At 70.9% G+C, this 18,068-nt stretch carries 19 protein-coding genes; 11 read left to right on the forward strand and 8 right to left on the reverse strand.

Going from position 1 to position 18,068, the window contains the following annotated elements; translation table 11 throughout:
* Nucleotides 1-13: 13 nt before the first annotated feature.
* Together ACQP2P_RS30555 and ACQP2P_RS30560 are read right to left on the reverse strand one after the other, a co-directional pair.
* A complete protein-coding gene (locus tag ACQP2P_RS30555; RefSeq protein WP_433606619.1) occupies nucleotides 14-1,039 on the reverse strand; it encodes a LacI family DNA-binding transcriptional regulator in 1,026 nt (341 codons plus the stop codon).
* 11 nt (nucleotides 1,040-1,050) lie between these two features.
* A complete protein-coding gene (locus tag ACQP2P_RS30560; protein WP_433606621.1) occupies nucleotides 1,051-1,218 on the reverse strand; it encodes a hypothetical protein in 168 nt (55 codons plus the stop codon).
* A 64-nt stretch (nucleotides 1,219-1,282) separates the two neighbouring features.
* Between ACQP2P_RS30560 and ACQP2P_RS30565 the strand changes: the two genes are divergently transcribed.
* The 3 genes from ACQP2P_RS30565 to ACQP2P_RS30575 all read left to right on the forward strand — a co-directional run bounded on the left by ACQP2P_RS30565 (nucleotide 1,283) and on the right by ACQP2P_RS30575 (nucleotide 4,504).
* The gene (locus ACQP2P_RS30565) at nucleotides 1,283-2,290 is read left to right on the forward strand and encodes a polysaccharide deacetylase family protein (RefSeq protein ID WP_433606623.1); all 1,008 of its coding nucleotides are present in this window, start codon (nucleotides 1,283-1,285) and stop codon (nucleotides 2,288-2,290) included.
* A gap of 141 nt (nucleotides 2,291-2,431) precedes the next feature.
* Nucleotides 2,432-3,103: a hypothetical protein gene (locus ACQP2P_RS30570; RefSeq protein WP_433606625.1), complete on the forward strand. Its 672-nt coding sequence runs from the start codon at nucleotides 2,432-2,434 to the stop codon at nucleotides 3,101-3,103.
* Nucleotides 3,104-3,247: 144 nt separating this feature from the next.
* Nucleotides 3,248-4,504, forward strand: coding sequence for a PKD domain containing protein (locus ACQP2P_RS30575; RefSeq protein ID WP_433606627.1), 1,257 nt, complete (start codon nucleotides 3,248-3,250; stop codon nucleotides 4,502-4,504).
* 171 nt (nucleotides 4,505-4,675) lie between these two features.
* On the opposite strand, the gene ACQP2P_RS30580 is transcribed toward ACQP2P_RS30575, so the two are convergent.
* Both ACQP2P_RS30580 and ACQP2P_RS30585 read right to left on the reverse strand, forming a co-directional pair.
* On the reverse strand, nucleotides 4,676-5,548 hold the full coding sequence (locus ACQP2P_RS30580) for a hypothetical protein (RefSeq protein ID WP_433606629.1): 873 nt from the start codon (nucleotides 5,546-5,548) through the stop codon (nucleotides 4,676-4,678).
* Nucleotides 5,542-7,254 (reverse strand): hypothetical protein, encoded by a 1,713-nt coding sequence (locus ACQP2P_RS30585; RefSeq protein WP_433606631.1) that lies wholly within the window; start codon nucleotides 7,252-7,254, stop codon nucleotides 5,542-5,544. Before ACQP2P_RS30585 ends, ACQP2P_RS30580 begins: the two co-directional genes overlap by 7 nt.
* A gap of 218 nt (nucleotides 7,255-7,472) precedes the next feature.
* Here ACQP2P_RS30585 and ACQP2P_RS30590 point away from each other — a divergent pair, with 218 nt between their 5' ends.
* Nucleotides 7,473-8,966: an alpha/beta hydrolase gene (locus ACQP2P_RS30590; RefSeq protein ID WP_433606633.1), complete on the forward strand. Its 1,494-nt coding sequence runs from the start codon at nucleotides 7,473-7,475 to the stop codon at nucleotides 8,964-8,966.
* Nucleotides 8,967-9,065: 99 nt separating this feature from the next.
* On the opposite strand, the gene ACQP2P_RS30595 is transcribed toward ACQP2P_RS30590, so the two are convergent.
* Nucleotides 9,066-10,064 (reverse strand): NAD-dependent epimerase/dehydratase family protein, encoded by a 999-nt coding sequence (locus ACQP2P_RS30595; protein WP_433606635.1) that lies wholly within the window; start codon nucleotides 10,062-10,064, stop codon nucleotides 9,066-9,068.
* A gap of 83 nt (nucleotides 10,065-10,147) precedes the next feature.
* Here ACQP2P_RS30595 and ACQP2P_RS30600 point away from each other — a divergent pair, with 83 nt between their 5' ends.
* Nucleotides 10,148-11,002, forward strand: a complete 855-nt coding sequence (locus ACQP2P_RS30600) for a helix-turn-helix transcriptional regulator (RefSeq protein WP_433606637.1) — start codon at nucleotides 10,148-10,150, stop codon at nucleotides 11,000-11,002.
* 400 nt (nucleotides 11,003-11,402) lie between these two features.
* On the opposite strand, the gene ACQP2P_RS30605 is transcribed toward ACQP2P_RS30600, so the two are convergent.
* Nucleotides 11,403-11,810: a hypothetical protein gene (locus ACQP2P_RS30605; protein ID WP_433606639.1), complete on the reverse strand. Its 408-nt coding sequence runs from the start codon at nucleotides 11,808-11,810 to the stop codon at nucleotides 11,403-11,405.
* 358 nt (nucleotides 11,811-12,168) lie between these two features.
* Here ACQP2P_RS30605 and ACQP2P_RS30610 point away from each other — a divergent pair, with 358 nt between their 5' ends.
* The 6 genes from ACQP2P_RS30610 (at nucleotide 12,169) to ACQP2P_RS30635 (ending at nucleotide 16,865) form a co-directional block, all read left to right on the forward strand.
* Complete coding sequence (locus ACQP2P_RS30610) at nucleotides 12,169-12,741, forward strand: AAA family ATPase (RefSeq protein WP_433606641.1); 573 nt, start codon at nucleotides 12,169-12,171, stop codon at nucleotides 12,739-12,741.
* 325 nt (nucleotides 12,742-13,066) lie between these two features.
* Nucleotides 13,067-13,351, forward strand: coding sequence for a hypothetical protein (locus tag ACQP2P_RS30615; RefSeq protein ID WP_433606643.1), 285 nt, complete (start codon nucleotides 13,067-13,069; stop codon nucleotides 13,349-13,351).
* A 191-nt stretch (nucleotides 13,352-13,542) separates the two neighbouring features.
* Nucleotides 13,543-14,052, forward strand: a complete 510-nt coding sequence (locus ACQP2P_RS30620; protein WP_433606645.1) for a protein-tyrosine phosphatase family protein — start codon at nucleotides 13,543-13,545, stop codon at nucleotides 14,050-14,052.
* Between the two features lie 264 nt (nucleotides 14,053-14,316).
* Nucleotides 14,317-14,892, forward strand: a complete 576-nt coding sequence (locus tag ACQP2P_RS30625) for a uridine kinase family protein (RefSeq protein WP_433606647.1) — start codon at nucleotides 14,317-14,319, stop codon at nucleotides 14,890-14,892.
* 653 nt (nucleotides 14,893-15,545) lie between these two features.
* Nucleotides 15,546-16,157 carry a DUF2625 family protein gene (locus ACQP2P_RS30630; RefSeq protein ID WP_433606649.1) on the forward strand — a complete coding sequence of 204 codons (612 nt, stop codon included), beginning with the start codon at nucleotides 15,546-15,548 and terminating at the stop codon, nucleotides 16,155-16,157.
* A gap of 264 nt (nucleotides 16,158-16,421) precedes the next feature.
* Nucleotides 16,422-16,865, forward strand: a complete 444-nt coding sequence (locus ACQP2P_RS30635) for a hypothetical protein (protein WP_433606651.1) — start codon at nucleotides 16,422-16,424, stop codon at nucleotides 16,863-16,865.
* Between the two features lie 188 nt (nucleotides 16,866-17,053).
* Here the strand turns inward: ACQP2P_RS30635 and ACQP2P_RS30640 are convergent, their stop codons facing one another.
* Nucleotides 17,054-17,647: a hypothetical protein gene (locus tag ACQP2P_RS30640; RefSeq protein WP_433606653.1), complete on the reverse strand. Its 594-nt coding sequence runs from the start codon at nucleotides 17,645-17,647 to the stop codon at nucleotides 17,054-17,056.
* Nucleotides 17,623-18,057: a hypothetical protein gene (locus ACQP2P_RS30645; RefSeq protein ID WP_433606655.1), complete on the reverse strand. Its 435-nt coding sequence runs from the start codon at nucleotides 18,055-18,057 to the stop codon at nucleotides 17,623-17,625. Before ACQP2P_RS30645 ends, ACQP2P_RS30640 begins: the two co-directional genes overlap by 25 nt.
* Nucleotides 18,058-18,068 lie beyond the last annotated feature (11 nt).

The following is an 18,068-nucleotide window of genomic DNA, read 5'->3' on the forward strand; positions in this document are numbered from 1 at the left end:
CGTAGTCGCACCATCACGCTGCCGCTCGGGGTGGGGCTGAGCTGTCGCGGACGACCAGTTCGGTCGCCAGCTCCACCCGGGGGGTCTCGATCGTCTCGCCGTGGGCCATGCGCAGCACCGTTCGCGCGGCCATCAGCCCCATCTCGGCCAGGGGCTGGCGCACCGTCGTCAAGGGCGGCGACGTCCAGCGGCTCTCCGGCAGGTCGTCGAAGCCGACCACCGACACGTCGTCCGGCACGCGCAGGCCCCGGAGCCGCACGGCCTCGTACGCGCCGAAGGCCATCTGGTCGCTCGAGGCGAAGATGGCCGTCGGCGGCTCCGGCAGGGACAGCAGGGCGTCGGCGCCCGAGCAGCCCGACTCGTGGTAGAAGTCGCCCTGCTGGATGAGCGCCGGGTCGGTGTCGAGGCCGGCCGCGGCCAGGGCGGCACCGTAGCCGTCCAGCCGGGCGCGGCTGCACAGCAGGCGCTTCGGGCCGGCGATGAAGCCGATGCGCCGGTGGCCCAGGGACAACAGGTGCTCGGTCGCGCGCAGACCGCCGGCCCAGTTCGTCGCGCCCACGGTCGGCACGTCGATGGTCGGCACGCCCGCGGGGTCGATGACGGCCAGGGGGATGTCGAGGCGGCGCAGCTCCGCGTGCAGCGGCGGCGTCACGTCCGAGGTCACGAAGATGACGCCGTCCGTCGCGCGGGCCCGCAGGTTCTGCAGCCACTGCCGGGCCGAGGCCGGCTTGTCGTGGATCGCCGAGACCACGGTGCCGATGCCGGTGGCGTGGGCGACCTCCTCGACACCGCGGATGATCTCGACCGCCCAGGGGCTGTCGAGGTCGTTGAAGACGAGGTCGATGAGGTTCGCGGCGGGCTTGTTCCGAGCGGTCCGGCGGCGGTACCCGTGCTCGCGCAGAATCGCCTCGACCCGCTCGCGCGTCTGGGGCGACACGTCGGAGCGCCCGTTGAGCACCCGGGACACCGTGGGCACCGACACGCCGGCCTCGCGCGCGATCGCGGTGATGGTGACCCGGCCTGCGTCCTCGACTGACACGCGCATCCCCTTCACCAGTTTTCGATATTTTCGCACGCCGCGGTTTTCGGAACCAATTCCGGAACTTTCAGGTCCCCGAAGCCGGGGATCAGCACGTCACGGCAGCTGAACCGGCTCAGGCGCTTCCGGAAATCGTTGACACCGCCGAACGGGCCGCCCAATACTTGCGCCATCGACATCCGTCAAACCCGGCCGCCCCACCGGGTCACGGCTCGCTGCCCTGCTGAGGAGGAAAGCGCGCACATGAACAGACGCACCAACAACGGCACCCGCCGTCTCCTGATCGGCGCCCTCGCGCTCGCCGCGGCCGCCACGTTCGCCACCGGCGTCGTCGGGGCCGCCCCGGCGAGGGCCGCCACCTGCAACGGGTACGTCGGGCTCACCTTCGACGACGGCCCGTCCAACGACCACACGCCCGCGATCCTCAACGCCCTGCGCCAGAACGGGCTTCGGGCGACGATGTTCAACGAGGGCCAGTACGCCGCCGCGTACCCGGCCCAGGTCCGCGCCCAGGTCACCGCCGGCATGTGGGTCGGCAACCACAGCTACACCCACCCGCACCTGATCCAGCAGAGCCAGGCCCAGATCGACTCGGAGATCTCCCGCACCCAGCAGGCGATCGCGAACGCGGGCGGCGGCACCCCGCGGCTGTTCCGCCCGCCCTACGGCGAGACCAACGGCACGCTGCAGGCGGTCGAGGCGAAGTACGGGCTGACCCAGATCATCTGGGACGTCGACTCGCAGGACTGGAACGGCGCGAGTGTCGACGCCATCGTCGCCGCGAACGCCCGCCTCACCAACGGCCAGATCATCCTCATGCACGAGTGGCCGGGCAACACCCTGGCCGCGATCCCCCGCATCGCACAGGGCCTGGCGAGCCGGAACCTGTGCGCGGGCATGATCTCCCCGCAGACCGGCCGCGCGGTGGCCCCCGACGGCGGCGGCACTCCGCCCGGCGGCGGGGGCACGACGCCACCTCCACAGGGCGGCAGCTGTACGGCGACCCTCTCGGCCGGTCAGCAGTGGAGCGACCGGTACAACCTCAACGTGACGGTCTCGGGCAGCAACGCGTGGACGGTGACGATGACGGTGCCGAGCCCGGCGAGGATCAGCGCGACGTGGAACGTGAACGCGACCTGGACCAGCTCCCAGGTGATGGTGGGCCGGCCGAACGGCGCCGGCAACACGTTCGGCGTGACCATCATGGCCAACGGCAACTGGACCTGGCCGACGGTCTCGTGTAGCACCTAGCGCCGAAGCGGTGGCGCGGCACCTCGCCGCCGCGTCACCGCACCCCCGCCGGATGCTCAAGGAAGCGGAAAGGTTTGCCGTCGAGGCCTGACACCCCGGCGCCGCCTTCCTACCCTGGGGTCACGTCACGGGGAGGCGGCCATGCAGATCACCGAGGTGAGCGTGCTGGGGGTGCGGTCCGCGGTCGTGGTACTGCGCCACCGGCACACGCCCCTGCGGTTCGTGCTCGTCCCGACCATCCACATGGGACGGCCGGAGTACTACCGGCGCATCGCCGAGCGGATCGCGCGCTCCCAGCTCATCGTCGCGGAGACGTACGACGGGCCCAGCTCCACCGGCCTGGCGTACGTCACCGCGATGCGCCTGACCCGCCAGCGGCAGGCCCGCGGGCTCGTGCACCAGAACATCGACTACGCCGCGCTCGGGGTGCCGACGGTCTGGCCCGACGGTGTGCTCCTGCGCGGGCGCCGCGACCGCCTGCCGTTGCTGGGCTGGCTCGACCTGGCCCTGCTGGTGCCGGCCCTGACCGTCAGCATGGCCGTCGGCGGCCGCGCCTGGCTGCTGGCCCGCAACCTGGAGGTGAGCGACGACTCCGAGGTGCGGGCGGCACTGTTCAACCGCACGATGCTCGTCGAGCGCGACCGGCTCCTGACCGCGGACCTGACCCGCGTCCACGAGCGGCGCGCGGCCGAGGACATCGAGGTCGCCGTGGTGTACGGCGCCGCGCACATGCCCGCCGTCGTGCGCACCCTGGCCCCGCTCGGCTACCGCCCGCTGCGTGGCGGCGACTGGCTGACCGCGATCCCCTTCTAGGCTCGGGGGCGTGACGGCTCAGTCCTCGGGCAGGGCCGGGCCCGCGGTCACAAGCCCATCAGTCGCCGAGTCCGGCATGAACGACCGACCCCGCACGGCTGCGCGCCACCGTGACCGAGTCGCGCGAAGGGTCGTTGAAGGTCCGTGTCCACCAAGCGCCGTCTGTTCGCCGTAGCCGTCCTGCTGCTCGCCCTGACCGGTGCCGGGTCCGCGACCGCGGGCGTCGCCCAGCACGGGGTGGTGAGCGAGAAGCCGGTCGCGTGGACGCCCAACGTGCTCGACGGCACCGTGAGCGCCATGGCCGTGGTCGGGGGCACCGTCGTGGTCGGGGGCGACTTCACGCAGGTCGCGGACTCGGGCGGCGGCGTGCGGTACAAGCGGCGGTATCTGTTCGCCTTCGAGCTGGGCACGGGCCGCATCCTCGGCACGAGCGCCACGGTGGACGGGCCGGTCACCGCGCTCGCCCCGGCCCCGGACGGCGTCGGCGTGTTCGTCGCGGGGCGGTTCGCGAAGGTCAACGGGCAGCCGCGCACCGGGCTGGCCGAGGTGGACGCGGTCACCGGTGCGACGGTGCCCGGGTTCGCCGCGACCGCCGGCAAGGGCCAGATCCGCACCCTGGCGACGGCCGGGCCATGGCTGTACATCGGCGGCAGTTTCACCCAGCTCGGCGGCGTGCCCCGGGTCGCGCTCGCCCGCGTGGACGCCGCGACCGGGGCCACCGACGCCGCGTTCGACCTGCGGCTGGCCCGCCGCGACCGGGGCCTGGTGAAGGTCGAGGAGGTCGCGGTCAGCGCCGACGGCGCCCGGGTGGCGGCGGTGGGCGCGTTCGACTCCGCGGCCGGGCAGAAGCGCGCCCAGCTCGTCGTCGCCGACGCCGGGGCCGCGCCGGGCGTCTCGGGCTGGTCGACGGACGCCTACACGGGGCGGTGCAACACGCTGTACGACTCCTATCTGCGCGGCGTCGACTTCGCGCCCGACGGCACCTGGATCGTGGTGAGCGCGACCGGGGGCATGTCCGGCCCGACCCGGATGTGCGACAGCGCGGCCCGCTTCGACGTCGCCGGCAGCGGCAACCACCAGCCGGTATGGGTGAACCGGACCGGCGGGAACACGCTGTGGTCGGTGGCCGTGACCGACGCGGCCGTCTACGTCGGCGGGCACATGCAGTGGATGGACAACCCGAAGGGCCACAAGTCCAAGGGGCCCGGCGCCGTCGAGCGCTCCGGGATCGCCGCACTGGACCCCGCGACCGGAGCCGCACTGCCGTGGAACCCCTCACACAGCCGCGGCGTCGGCGTCGGCGTCCTGGTCACGTGCCCGGCCGGGCTCCTGGTCGGCTCGGACACGGACCGGATCGGCGGCGAGTACCACGGCCGCATCGGCCTGCTCCCAATGCTCTAGCAACGGTCCTTGCTACGTGCTCGATGTGGCCTTGCCGGCGAGGACCTGACGCAAGCACCCTCTCTGGTCAGTCCACGGCACCATGCCTGCAGCTACCGACTGTTGGTTCTGACACCACGGCCGCGACGCAAGACCAAGACCGCGGCGGCGACAAGTGCCACGCGTCGTCGTTCATGAATTGTCGTCATCCTCGTTGAGCCATTCGGCGAGGATCGGATCTCGCCACGGGGCGAATTCGTACGGCGGGTCGGGTGGCGCGGACCGCCAGGCGCTCGCCAGGCTGGTCAGGTCCGGGCCGGATTCCCACAGCGTTGCCGGTTCGTTGGGCATGGCCGCATTGAGCAGTTGAACCAGCCGTTCTGGCGGCAGAGTGCTGATCTGCCTCGCCGCGGTCCGCTCGGCGGCGGCGGACAGCGCGGCCGCTGTCAGGTGCTCGCCCGGCACTGTGTACTCGTCGTTCACTGCTGTGTAGAGTGCGCCGGTCAGCAGCGTGGTGACAGCGTCGGGCGGCAGGTTCATGCCGGCGTTGATGGCGGCCGGCACCCATTCGGGTCGCCAGCGGGCCGGGCCCCGCTCGGCGAGTAGTGCCACAAATCGGCGGACGGTGCCCGCGTCGCCCCAGCCGCCCAGCGGTACTCGCTCGACCACCCGGAGCCGATCGTGCGGTAGCACGGGGCCGGCCACGATCAGTCGGTGGCACGACAGGCCAAACCCGCTCGCGATGCCGTCAGCGAGGTCGGCCGGCAGGCCGAACTCGGCCGCCGGATCGGCGATATGTTCGCCTTTCGCCACGACGGTGACGAGTGTGAGGTCGGCGTCGGCGTCGGCGAGCCCGACGTCAGCGACCGCGGTCAGGAACTCGGCGAGCGCCTCGCGCTCCGGTGGAGGTGTGGTGGACAGTCCTGCGCGCAGGGCGACGGCGCCGAGGCCGGGCAGCACCTGCGTCCAGCCCGGCACGTGGCTGCTCCACCGGCGGGCGGACCGCGTCGCCGGCGTAGCGGTACCGGCCAGCGCTGCCGGGAGGCCCGCGAGGTAGGTCAACATGCCGTAGCCGCTGGTCGGGCGGGGGGCCAGCCGGCGCATGCCCTGGTAGTGGCTCCAGGGCCCCAGGAGTCCGGCGAGGCCGTTGCGGATGTTGTGATTGTGCGCGTGCGGGGACACCGGTGTCGGCGCCGGCTCGTGTGGCAATGCCCGGAACGACGCGATCGTGGCGGACAGTTCCGCTGCGGTTCGGCCTCGCGCTCGACCGCGGCCCGCAGCACCGGGTCCGTGATCCGGGCAGTCGGCGTACCGGTGCGCAGCGCCGCCGAGGCGGCCGGGTCGCGGGGGCGCATCTGGTCCCACCAGCCGACCGGTGGCAGGCCGGACTGGTTGTCCTGGACGAACGCCGGCGTTGCGGTCTGCGGGTCCCAAAGGGTCATGGTGCCGAACGCGTCGGCGGTGACCAGCCGGTCGCCGTCGCCACCCGGCAGGCGTAAGACGCCCGCGATGCCGGGCCGCCACGCGGCGGGAGGGAGGGGGACCTCCCGTCCGTCAATGGAGCGCACCACCGGCCCGGCCGGCGCCTCGACCAGGTCCCAGCCGGTCTCACCGTCGACCGCGCCGAACGGGGCGGGCGCGCCGGGCGGCAGGGTCCGCCGCCAGCGGCGCAGGAGCGGTCCGCCATCCGGTACCGGCTCGAACCGGCCGCCCGGGACCACGTGCTCGCCGGGGTCGGGCAGACGCGTCACCGATCCGATCATCAGCCCGCCGAGGTCGATCCCTTCGGCGTCCAGCAGGAACTCGGCACCGGGGACGTCAGCCCAGTAGCCGCGCTCACCCTCGTCGGTGTACCAGCTGACGAGCAGGCGCCCATCGTGCAGGGTGCAGCGCGCCGGAAAACGGCCGGTCAGGCCCTCCCGGTCAGGCACCCGCAATTCGTGCCGGGCAAGCACCCCGGACGGATCGAACACGAACGCGGTCTCGGCGTCGTGGACCGCGAGCAGCGGCCACTGACGTTCGATGCGCACACGCTGCTGGTCGAGTTCGGCCACAGCCGTCTCGTACTCCGGCCAGACCAGCTCCGCGGGCAGGCCACAGCGCAGGGTCCGGACCAGCGACTCGGCCGCGTCCAGGCGCGACACCCGGTCCAGGTACCGGCCGAACGCCGTGTATCCGGCCTGGGAGCGCAGCGGTTCGAGGCGGCGCAGGATGGTGCGCAGCTCCGCGGCCGGGGCAGCGGCTGCCCGCACGGTCACCGCGTCGACCTCGGCCTCCAGCCCGGCGGCGACTCCGGGCACCGACAACGCCAACGCGAGCAGATTCGGGTGCAGCGGCGACCCGCGTTCGGCGCCGAACGTGTGGCTGGACAGCTCATCAAGGCAGGTCCGCCGGAAGGCGTCACGGAAAGCCGGATGCGCGGCGAACGCCAGCAGCGTCCGTCGACCCGGCCCGTCGTCGTCGAACCACGCCGCGAGCCCGACATGTCTCGCGCTGGTGAACTCGAACGGGACCGCCTCAGCGGCCAGCAGGTCCCACAGGTCGAGGTCGTACACACTGAGGCGATCCGGGCCGATCACCGGCACACCGTCGGCGCGCAGCCGGTCCGCCACGCGCCCGACCAGATCGAGCAGGGCCGCGGATCGGGCGGTCACGTGGTGCCGGTCCCGATACGTCAGCAGCCGGGTGAGTCGGCGTGCCGGCTCGCCCGTGCCGGAGGCCCGCAGGCGCCGTTCGATGATGCCAAGCCGTTCGCCGCTCGACGCTGTCACGATCGGGCACGATAGCTGGGCCGCCCGGCGTAGGAGCCGGCGCATCGCAGGAACACCCCCATGGACCCGGGTCCATGCATCATCGCGCAACAGCGGGCCCGCGGGGGTCCCGGAACCCGCCCGCATACCTAGCGTGATCAAGTCGGCACGGCACGCTGTTGCCGTGGGCGGGGGCGGCTCGATACCTTCCGCTCGTCCCCGTTTTCATGGAATCGCTGGTGGATTCTCGGCCGAAAGGCTTCAAGGTCATGGTGATCTCCCGTGCGGAGGAGCCCACGCACGAGCTCGCCGTCGCGCCGTCGCGCCCGGCGGGTCGTCGTCCCCGCGCCCGGCGGGTCGCCATCGCGGCGGCCGCCACGGCCGCGGCCGGCCTCGGGTGGGCGGCCTCCGACGGGGTGTTCGACCACGTGTCGCTGCTCGACCACAGGGTTGCGGCGGGCTGCGAGGCCGCGGGCGGCGCGCTGCTCGTGGCGGCGTGGTGGAACTCCGAGCGCCGCTGGCTCACCCGCACGCTGCCGATCCTGATGCTGTCCGTCGCGGCGCTCGTCGGGCTCGTCGCGCTCGGCCTGCGCGTCACCGGTACGGTGACCGACGCCTACCCGTCCTCGTTCGCCCTGTGGGTCTGGGGCGGTTTCGTCGCCCTCGCCGGGTGCCCCCTGCTGCTGCGCCGGCCGCGCGCCGGCCCGGCCACCCGCGCGCTCGCCTGGCGCCGGGCGGCGGCCGTGGTGGCGGTGCCGGCGACGGTCGCCGGCGCCTTCATGCTCATCGACCAGCAGTACGGCATCTGGCCCCAGATCGGCGACGTCCTCGGCCACTCCGGCGCGCTCGACGCCCAGCAGGCGCACAACCTCATCACCAACGGCACCGCGCCCGGCGCCACCCCGCCCTCGCAGGGGGTCATCGCCGCCCTCGACGCCCCCGCCACCAAGTCGCACTTCAACCACCGCCCCGGCGTGGTGTTCCTGCCGCCCGCGTACTTCGGCCCCGACCGCGCCTCCCTCCCGGTCCTCGTCATGCTGGTCGGCTCGCCGGGCACCCCGATCAACTGGCTCAAGTCCGGCCACGGCCAGTCCACCGACGACGCCTACGCCGCTGAGCACCACGGGCGGGCCCCCGTGCTCGTCGTCGTCGACCAGAACGGCTCGGCGACGGGCGACACCGAGTGCGTCGACAGCCCCAAGGGCGGCAACGCCGAGACCTACATGACCGTCGACGTACCGGCCTTCATCACCGGCACCCTGCACCTCGACCACAACCCGTCCGGCTGGGGCATCGTCGGCTTCTCGGAGGGCGGGACCTGTGCGCTGGACCTCGTGCTCGGCCACCCCGACATCTACCGTCACGCCGCGGACTTCGGCGGCGACGCCCGGCCCAACCTCGGCAACCCCGCGCACACCCTCGGCACGCTGTTCGGCGGGAACCTCGCCGCCCAGCAGGCCCACGACCCGGCGCGGCTGCTGAGCACGCGCAAGTACCCCGGCGTGACCCTGTGGTTCGGCGCCGGGACCGACGACACCCGGGGCATCACGGTCGGCGAGCAGTTGTCGGCCGCCGCCACCCGCGCCGGCGTCGTCAACCACCGCTTCGTCGACGCCGGCGGGCACAACTGGCAGTTCGCCAGCGCCGGCCTGGCCCGGGTGCTGCCGCCCCTCTGCGACGAGATGGCCACCAGCGGCCTGTCCCCGGCACCAAGCCACCACAACCGCGCCTGACCCGGACCGCAACGGCACCGAAACCGTGCCGCAGCCCTCCCGCCCGCGACGGCGAATCCGGTCAGTTTGGGACCGGCACCCAGTCCCAGAAGCGGTGTCCTAGACCAGGCCGAGCGCGAGCAGGCTGTTCGCGGTGTCGATCAGCGACTCCGCGGCCGGGCGGGTGCGCCAGCCGAGCAGCTTTTCGGCCTGCGCGGAACTCAACTGGCTGCGCACGCCGAGGCTCGGTGCCATCTGATCCATTTCGGCGTTGAACGGTGCAGCGGCCCGCACCACCCAGTTTGGCAGCCGGCGCAACGACACCTTCGCCGCGTGGTCCCCCAGCCGGTCGCGCAGCATCATCGCCATCTCCCGGAACCAGAGGAATTCTCCCGCCGCGATGAACCGCTGCCCGGCCGCGGCGGTGGCGGTCATCGCCTCGGCGTGCAGCACGGCCAGATCGCGTACGTCGACGATCGAATAGCCCATGTGCGGCAGGACCGGCATCTTGCCGGTCAGCATCAGCCGGATCAGCCACACCGACGGGGACAGGTCCTCGTCGAGCGCGGGGCCCTGAATGCTCGCGGGCAGCACGGTGGTCAGCTCGGGTCCGTCCGACCAGGCGCGGACCAGCCGCCACGCGTCCTTCTCGGCCAGTGCCTTCGCGCGCGGATAGACGTAGCGGGGCTTGTCGGGCAGGTCGGTCCAGGTGTTCTCGTCGGCTGGCGCACCCGGTACGGCGGGGATCGCGGCCGCTGTCGAAGATGTCAGAACCACCCGCCGTACGCCCGCTCGCCGTGCCGCCTGCAGCACCCGCCGGGTGCCCTCCCGAGCCGGCGTGGTGATGTCCTGTCCGCGGTGCTCACCGACCGGCATCGGCGATGCAGTGTGCACCACGTAGTCCACGCCCTCGGCGGCCGCGTCCCAGCCGTCGTCGGTAAGCAGATCCGCGGCGACGAACGACAGATCTCCCGGAACCGCCAGCTTCTTTCGCACGGCGTCGCCCCGCCCCAGGTTTCGCAGCGTTGCCCGCACCCGGTAGCCCCGGGCGAGAAGTTCCCGCACGACGTAGCCCGCCACATAACCGGAGCCGCCGGTGACCAACACTGATTCGCTCATGCCGAGCACTGTCGCGAGCCCGTACTCCCGTAGCCAGGGACCGACAGTGCGTGGGTGAGCGGCTCGTCCGTACGTAATCTCGGATGATGGACAGGCAAGCACTGGCGGCGTTCCTCCGCAGTCGTCGGGAGCGCATCAGGCCGCAGGACGCCGGGCTCCCGGCAGGTACCCGGCGGCGCACGCCCGGGCTGCGGCGGGAGGAGGTCGCCCAGCTCGCGATGATCTCGGTCGACCACTACAGCCGGCTGGAGCAGGGCCGCGGCCGGCATCCCTCGCGGGCGGTGCTGAACGGGATCGCCCGCGCGCTGCGGCTTTCCGGGCAGGAGCGGGCGCACTTGTTCCGGTTGGCCGGACAGGCCGAGACCGAGAGTACCGACGGGCCCGCCGAAAACGTGCCGGCCGCGACCTTGCGGCTACTCGACCGGATGACCGACGCCGGCATCGTGGTGATCAACGGAGCCTGCCGGGTGCTGGCCTGGAACTCGCTGGCGGCGGCGCTCTTCGAGGACTTCTCCGCGCTGGGTGCGGACGATCGCAATTTCGTACGCAGATTCTTCCTTCACCCCGATCCGTCTCGCCGCGGCTACGGCATGGGCGCCTCGCCGCAGTTCGCCCGGACGGCGGTCAGCTACCTGCGGGTCGCTGCGGCCCGCTACCCGCACAACGACGAGATCCGCGATCTGATTCGCGACCTGCTCGCCGGTAGCCCCGAGTTCGCGCGGCTCTGGCGCGAGCAGGAACTGCGCATCGAACACCGCAGTCACCAGGTGATCGACCACCCGGCGGTCGGGCGGCTGGAGCTCGACTTCGAAATCCTCACGCTGCCCGACCGTGACCAGCAGGTGGTGCTGTTCACCGCCGAGCCCGGCTCACCGGTCTACCGTGCCCTCGAACTCCTCCGCGTGATCGGCACCCAGGACTTCTCCGCACCCCGTTAGAGCACACACGCTGTCGTTGCTCACCTGCACCGCGCCGCCCGTACGCGCCGGAGCAGCCCGCGGCCTCGACGTGCTGGAGTGCCGCGACCCGCTGCGACCTGACGGTGCACGGCCGTGACCAGGTGAGCGCCTACCGGCGCAGGCAGTGGGACCACATCGAACCGATGCTGGTGCCGACAACACCGACGCAAAGGTTGCCAACGGCACGCTTACACACGTCCACCGCTGCAGCGAAGATCTGGCAGCAGCGAAGGAAGTCCCGGAGTAATCCAACATCCGGACTTACCGCGATCCGGCGTCGAATCGGTCCGCACTACTCCTGATCTTGGGTTCCTCATCTGCCGCGGATGTCGCGCGGCGGAAGGCGGCGGTCATTGCCGGCTGCGGGTTCTTCGGGTCGTCAGTGCAGGCCGAAGTCGGCAGGCGACTCAGCAGCCTTCGCGCGGAACGCGGCCTCGAGGTGCTCGTCCCGCTGGCCGAGGATGGTCACCAGATCGGAATCCCTGGATTCGGCATACGCGCCGTCTCCGTAGCGGGCGATGAGGTCCTCCAGCAGTTCGGCCAAGCCGACCAGGCCGAGGTACCGCGCGGCGTCGACGGCGCGTCGCAGCCGGAACTCCTCGTTGACCTGGATGGCGAAGCCCAAACCACCACCCATCGCGGAGTTGTAGACCCGTAGCAGATGCGAAAGGTGCTCAACTCCGAGCGGTGCGTCCTCGGGTACTTCGCCGTCCGCCCCGTAGTCGGCGGCGCAGTTCCACAGGAACCGCAGGCTTTCGAACTCGGGCACCGGCGAAGGTCCAGTCACGCCCCGAAGGATAAAGAGCGCCGATGTGCAGAATTCGATGCAGGTCGGTCACGGTGGCGGCAGGATGCGGATGCACACTCGTGCCGCCGATCGGATGCTCGGCTGTGGATGGCGTCGCGGATTTCGGAGGCGTGCGTGCTGTGGCATTCTGAGCTGAGCGCGGTTGCTGTGGAGGACCGTTAGCTGGAGTTCCGCATCTGTGCCGAGGTTCGCGGCCTCGACGACCTCCAGTTGCGGGGGAACTGGTGCGACGGTCTCGTCGCCGACGAATACGAGGAGTGCGTTCACGCTGTTCCTGACGCCTGGCGACGGGCGGACGCCTCCTTGGGGCCATAGGTCGTTTGCTAGCGTGTGCGGTGTGCCGCTGTTGGGATCGGGGGATCCGCTACCCGAGCGTCCTCAGCGGGTCCTGGTCGCCGGCACCTCCGGTTCAGGCAAGACGACCCTGGCGGCCCGTATCGCCGCCGCGCTCCAGCTGTCACATGTAGAGATCGACGCTCTCTTCCACGGTCCGGCCTGGACGCCGCGGCCCTCCTTCGAAGCAGACGTACACCGCTTCAGTGCTCAACCCGCCTGGGTCACCGAATGGCAGTACAGCTCCGTGCGCGCTCACCTTGCCGAGCGCGCCGACCTGCTGGTCTGGCTTGATCTACCGCGAACCCGTGTCATGCGCCAGGTCATCCGACGCACCCTTGTTCGCCGGCTTCGCCGGCAGCAGCTGTGGAACGGCAACATCGAGCCCCCGCTCTGGACGATTTTCACCGAACCCGAACACATCGTGCGCTGGGCATGGACCACCCACCGCAAGACAGCGACCCGGGTGGCCCAGCTGCTGCGCCAGCGCCCTGGCCTCAACGTCGTACGGCTTCGCAGCCGCGACGAGGCCACTCACTGGCTGCACGGACCATTGCAGCGTTCGACCACTGCGTAGCCGCAACCTTGATCGGGCACAGCATCGGTGTCGAGGTGGACGTGGCCCGTTGCGGTCGTGGCCTGCCCTGCGGTGGCCGGTTTCAAGTGCAACCGTGACGCTGTAGGTGGCGAGGCACGTCGAGCCGTTGGCCCGCCACTCGACTCTGGCCGACCCCCGGTCATGACCCACACCCGGCAGTCTCGCAGCCATGTCGGCACGGCCCGACGGCAGGCGTCTCCTCGGTGGGCGGACCAGCGGGTGGTGGCATCCGCTCATGGCCGCGATCCGGGCGGTCCCGGCTGGTGGAGCGCCTGCACCCGCGGCGGTGCGTAGTCTCGTGTCCATGTCTGACAAGGCGGAGCGACGGGCGGCGCGCGAGGTGGTTGCTGCTTACCACGAGGCCGAGTTGGGCGCGCTTGTTGCCCGCTTTGGTGAGGCTGTCGACCGTTACCGTGCCGGAGATCTCGACGCCTTCGACGTTGACCGGGTGCTGTTCCAGTACTCGCGAGCGGCGAAGGAGCTTTGGAAGTACTGCAACTACGGTCAGGTGGAGATCGTCGCGGACATCATCAGAGCGCAGCCGCCCCACGGATGGTGGGAACGGGGCGCTCCGCGACAGCGGTCCTGACCGCGGCCGCGCAACACTGTCCGTCGAGCGAGCTTGGTCGAGGGCGTGGGAGGGCTGGGTCGTCCCAGGTGGCGTAGCTGGTGCCCCGGTACCGCGTGCTCGGCGGATCGGCGACAGCGGCGTCGCGTTTCGGGGCAGCCGTTAGGGTTGCGGTGACTCGGTCCGGGCGGGCCGCCGGGGCGGAGGATGCGGTGAAGACGCGAGCGAAAGACCACGGGGAGCCGTTCGCGGACGATCCGTGGAACGAGATCGTCGGCGGTCTGTGGATGGGCGGTCACCACCACCTCGACGCCGGGCTCGTGGTGCCGGCCGTTGTCGGCAGCGAGTTCGACCTGGTGGTCAGCCTGCACGAACGCGACGGGCACGGCCCGGACCCCGGCGTGCGGCACCACGTCGTCGACGTTCCGGACCAGCCCTTACGCGCCGACCAGCTCGAGGCAGTACGCCGCGCGGCCGAGCTGACCGCGGACGCCGTGCGCGCCGAGCGTCGCGTGCTCGTGCGGTGCCACCGCGGCTACAACCGCTCAGGACTGGTCATCGCCCACGCGCTGGTACTGCTCGGCCACCAGCCTGACGACACCATCGACATGATCAGACGCCGCCGGTCCGCCCGAGCCTTGAACAACGAGACGTTCGTCGAGTACATCCGCACCGGCCTCGACGTTGCGTGCCTGCTGACCAGCCTCGAACCGCCGCACTGACTGGTCTCGCCCCAGCCACGACGCCGCCGGGAACCTCCGGCGGCGCAGTCTGCCATGCTCCAAGCTTGTCACATGGCATATGGGCTCGTCGGACGCACGCTCATGCCGCTGTTCACGCGGGCGCGTACCGGTTTCGGTCACGCCGCGCGACGAGTGTTCAGCACCGCCGGTGCATGATCTGTCGACAGGAGTGCGCCTTCCGGCCAGTGCGTTGATCCGGCCGGCTACGGTGATGCGCCGGTCGGCGTACGGAAAGGCTCGAACGTGGACATCGAGATTGCGCAGACGATCGCGGCCGACATTGCCCGGCGGGACCCGGTGATGGGCATTCGCATCGTCGGCATCGACGGCCCGAGCGGATCCGGCAAGAGTTTCCTTGCCGCTCAGGTTTCGAAACTCCTCAACGCTCCCATCATCGAGATCGATGATTTCGTATCGTGGGACTGCTTCGCGGACTGGTGGCCGCGCTTTGACGCGCAGGTGCTCACCCCCTTGCTGGCCGGTCGAAGCGCCGTTTACCAGGCCAGGGACTGGAATGACTGGTACGGCTCCTCACTGGGCGCGTGGAAGACTCAGCCGTGGTCGCCCACCATCGTCCTGGAGGGCGTCACGTGCACCCGCAGCGACACGATCGGCCGCCTCACCTACGCCGTCTGGGTGGAGGCACCCGCACAGCTGCGACTGGCCCGCGGGATGGCACGAGACACGACCTTCCCCGGCAAGGAAGAACTGTGGCAGCGGTGGATGCGTGAAGAGGACCTCTTCTTCACCGCCGACGACACCCGCAACCGCGCCGACATCATCGTCGATACCTCGATGTTCGGCATGCCTGCCACATGACGGCCGCACAGCCGTACACATCCTCCACGGGTCAACCGACAGGGTCCCCCACGACGACGTGATCGCGGCGCCGATGCCCCTGCCCTGTTGGACGCGTCGGCCTTCTGGGGCCGCCGGGAGGCGGCCTCGGACACTGCTGCGCTGTCTGTTCGACCCGATGGCGACCGTCGTTCGCCAGCAGGGTTCGCGTCAGGCCGACAGCGCATCGAATAGCGGGACTTCCGCGCGGAGGAGTTCGCTCATCCTGATTCCGGCCTGCTGGGCGTCGGGTCCGAAGCCGTAGATCTGGATGGAGACGTCGCCGACCCCAGCAATGACCGCAGGTCTTACGATCCGCAACGGCCGCCGCGGCCGGCACGGGACCTCGCCGGTAGGCCGAGTCGCCGGTTGTGTTCGGCGGGGCGTCACCGTCGCCCAGGACCACGGCGATGCCGCCCGCTCTCAGACCGTCTCCATCGCCCCATTCCCGCTCCGCCATGGTGAGGTCGGCCGGGGTCAGCTTGCGGCCGGTGATCGCGCTCTTGGCGGTCTCCCGGTCGTACGTGAGCGTGAAGGACAGCGCCGACGCCCATGACGACGTCCGGAGATGCCGCGTCCGGTGCGGGGTGGCTGGTCCAGGCCGTCACGATGCGTGTCGCTTGCAGGGTGCCGGTGTGCGCTCGCTGTTGGAGCTGGTTGATGCCGTCGATCCGGCCTGGCCTGAGGTCGAGGCCGCTGTGGCCGCCGCGCCGTACCCGGTCGTCGTCCTCGCCGCCGACCCGCGGCGCGCCGACGAGGAGCTCCGATTATTGCAGGTGACGACGCGGTCGTGGTTGGGGGCGGTGGTCCACCGTAGCGGCGGCCTGGTGCTCGAGCATGGGTGGCTGCGCGTCTTCGGGTCGGGCAACGACGAACATCGCCTGGCCAGTCTGCGCCAGGTCAACGACAACGTTGCCGGCGGCATGATCGTGGCGCAGGACGTGCTGGGCGGTCAGTTCGCCTGGATGTCGGACTCCGATGGCACGCCGACGATCTGGTATCTGGCGCCGGACACGTTGCGGTGGGAGAACTGCGAGCGGGGATACGCTGCCTGGCTCGCGGCCATGATCGGTGGTGCGATGACCGGATTCTACGAGTCGCTGCGTTGGCCGGGCTGGGTCGAAGAGGTCGGCGCGTGCCGGCTCGACCAGGCCATCAACGTCTTCCACCGCTGTGGACCAAGGAAGGCAAGGATCCCGCAGCTGTATCGCGCCGTACGGTGCCGATGTCTGAGGCGATGTCCATGATCGGCGTGACGCAGGACCGCCCAAGCAGCCCATAGAAACGCCGCCTTCTCCGTCGCGATGCGATACAGCATGGCTGACGAGGTCTCCGCCGCCTGCGCTCAGATGGCCGCCGAACGTGGACTCGTCTGCTTCGACGTGCAACGGAACCAGCTCCGCCCGGCCGCCGACGAGTCGTAGCGAGCGCCGACGGCACTGTTACCGAAGATCGGCCGTAAGTGGACACCTGTAGCGGCGGAGCGCCCTGATCTGTGATCATGGCCTATCATGGCTCTCACGTTCAGCGGCGACCGCCAGGTGCGCCAGTTTCCCTGCCAGTGCTGCGAGTCCACTGTCGAACGGACGATGGCGCAGCTGGACAGCGGCGGTGTCACGCGCGCGGTGTTCTACGCGAGCTGTTATCACCACGCTGACGGTGGCGAGGTGTATTTCGACATCATCATCGGGACTTGGGGCACGGATGACTCCAGCGACCGCGTCACCTTCGGCTGCCGCTGGGGAGCCGTTGAGGGGCATGACCAACCGATGTGTTCGTTGACCACCGGCGGCGGCGTGTTCGAGGACGATCCGCTGTTCGGTACCAAACTGGACCGGCCTGCGGCGCTGACCAGCCCGCTGCTGCCGGAGTTCTGGGAGATGGTGGACTTCCTGCTGCTCAACGACCCTGTCGTAGTCCCGTTCGTGAATTCCCACAACGCCCGACTCCGCTGATGCCAGCTGCGTGTGTCAGTGCAGGTCGCTCGGGCCCGCTCGGCGGTGTGCAGCAACGGCGCCCCCGGACATAGCAGATGGTGCATGGTGGTGCCGCGATCCGGGGCATTCCTGCGGTAGTGCACCTCGCGAGCGGCGAAGGAACTCCGGAAGTCCAGCCCACGAAGCCGGGGCAGCGGGCGTTGCGGCTACCAGGGCGGCGTGGTGGGCCGCTTGGTGACCCACGTGTGGGTGGTGTAGTCGAGCCACCATGCAAGGCGCGGGTATCCGCCCGTGCCCATCGTGCGGAAGTTGCGGCCCACGGCGTTGTCGATCACGGTGCGCCCGGTCTGGGTGTCGGACGTCCAGTCCAGCTGGATCCGCCACGTGCAGTCGCAGTCGACGGTCTTCGCGGTGAGCACGAAGGACTCCGGGTCGTCGTTCTTCACGACGTATGGGAAGTTCGACTGCTCGTGGATCTGCGCCGCGTCGTCGTTGGTCGGGACCCAGGCGCCCGACTGGTCGTCGAGGTCCGTGGTGAAGTACCGGAACTCGCCGCCGACGCCGCAGGAGCTGCCGATGTGGAGGCTGACGAGGGCTCCCTGCGCGGAGCGCGCCGCGTGCCTGACGAAGACCGTGTGCGCCCGCGTCAGCGTCACCGTCCGGCCGGGCTTCGCGGAGACCGTGAACGAGTAGGTGGTCACGTCCGGGTCGGCGGCGCTGTTGTCCGCGACCCAGCTGGTCAGATCCGGCCGGTCGCCGTTGATGGTCGGCGGCTTCACCTGGTCGGCGGGCTTCGCCACGGCCGCCAGGAGCTGGCACCCGCCCGCGCGACGGACTCGCTCACCTCGAAGTTCGCGTTGCCGATCGCCACGCGGCCGTCTTCGCGTGGCGAGGGTGACCCGAGCCCGTTGCCGGTGGCCGGCGCGGCGGCGGATGCGGCGCCGCCGGACGGGACCGGGCTGCCCGCGGACGTCGGGCCGCCGCCGGCCGCCGGCACGACGGCGATCTGGACCGGGCTCGAATCGCCGCCGAGCCACTGCACGGCCGCGTTGATGGCGCCCGTCGTCCAGCCGGTGATCACGGTGAGCACGCCGGCCAGGACGGCACCGAGCACGACCCGGCGGGCCGAGGTCAGCCGGGCCGCCGGCTTGGCGGACGGGCCGGGCACGGGCCGGAAACGACCACTGTTCTTTCCGCCGACCGGGCTCATGCGGGCACCCT

This window comes from Dactylosporangium sp. CA-139114, from assembly GCF_050955725.1.
Lineage (GTDB): Bacteria > Actinomycetota > Actinomycetes > Mycobacteriales > Micromonosporaceae > Dactylosporangium.

Excerpts from the sequence above, each read along its gene's own strand:
- ACQP2P_RS30565 (WP_433606623.1), top strand. The coding sequence starts at position 1,283 with ATGAACAGACGCACCAACAACGGCACCCGCCGTCTCCTGATCGGCGCC.
- ACQP2P_RS30570 (WP_433606625.1), top strand. The coding sequence starts at position 2,432 with ATGCAGATCACCGAGGTGAGCGTGCTGGGGGTGCGGTCCGCGGTCGTG.
- ACQP2P_RS30645 (WP_433606655.1), bottom strand. The coding sequence starts at position 18,057 with ATGAGCCCGGTCGGCGGAAAGAACAGTGGTCGTTTCCGGCCCGTGCCC.
- ACQP2P_RS30580 (WP_433606629.1), bottom strand. The coding sequence starts at position 5,548 with ATGTTGACCTACCTCGCGGGCCTCCCGGCAGCGCTGGCCGGTACCGCT.
- ACQP2P_RS30615 (WP_433606643.1), top strand. The coding sequence starts at position 13,067 with ATGTCTGACAAGGCGGAGCGACGGGCGGCGCGCGAGGTGGTTGCTGCT.
- ACQP2P_RS30635 (WP_433606651.1), top strand. The coding sequence starts at position 16,422 with ATGGCTCTCACGTTCAGCGGCGACCGCCAGGTGCGCCAGTTTCCCTGC.
- ACQP2P_RS30600 (WP_433606637.1), top strand. The coding sequence starts at position 10,148 with ATGATGGACAGGCAAGCACTGGCGGCGTTCCTCCGCAGTCGTCGGGAG.
- ACQP2P_RS30560 (WP_433606621.1), bottom strand. The coding sequence starts at position 1,218 with ATGTCGATGGCGCAAGTATTGGGCGGCCCGTTCGGCGGTGTCAACGAT.
- ACQP2P_RS30595 (WP_433606635.1), bottom strand. The coding sequence starts at position 10,064 with ATGAGCGAATCAGTGTTGGTCACCGGCGGCTCCGGTTATGTGGCGGGC.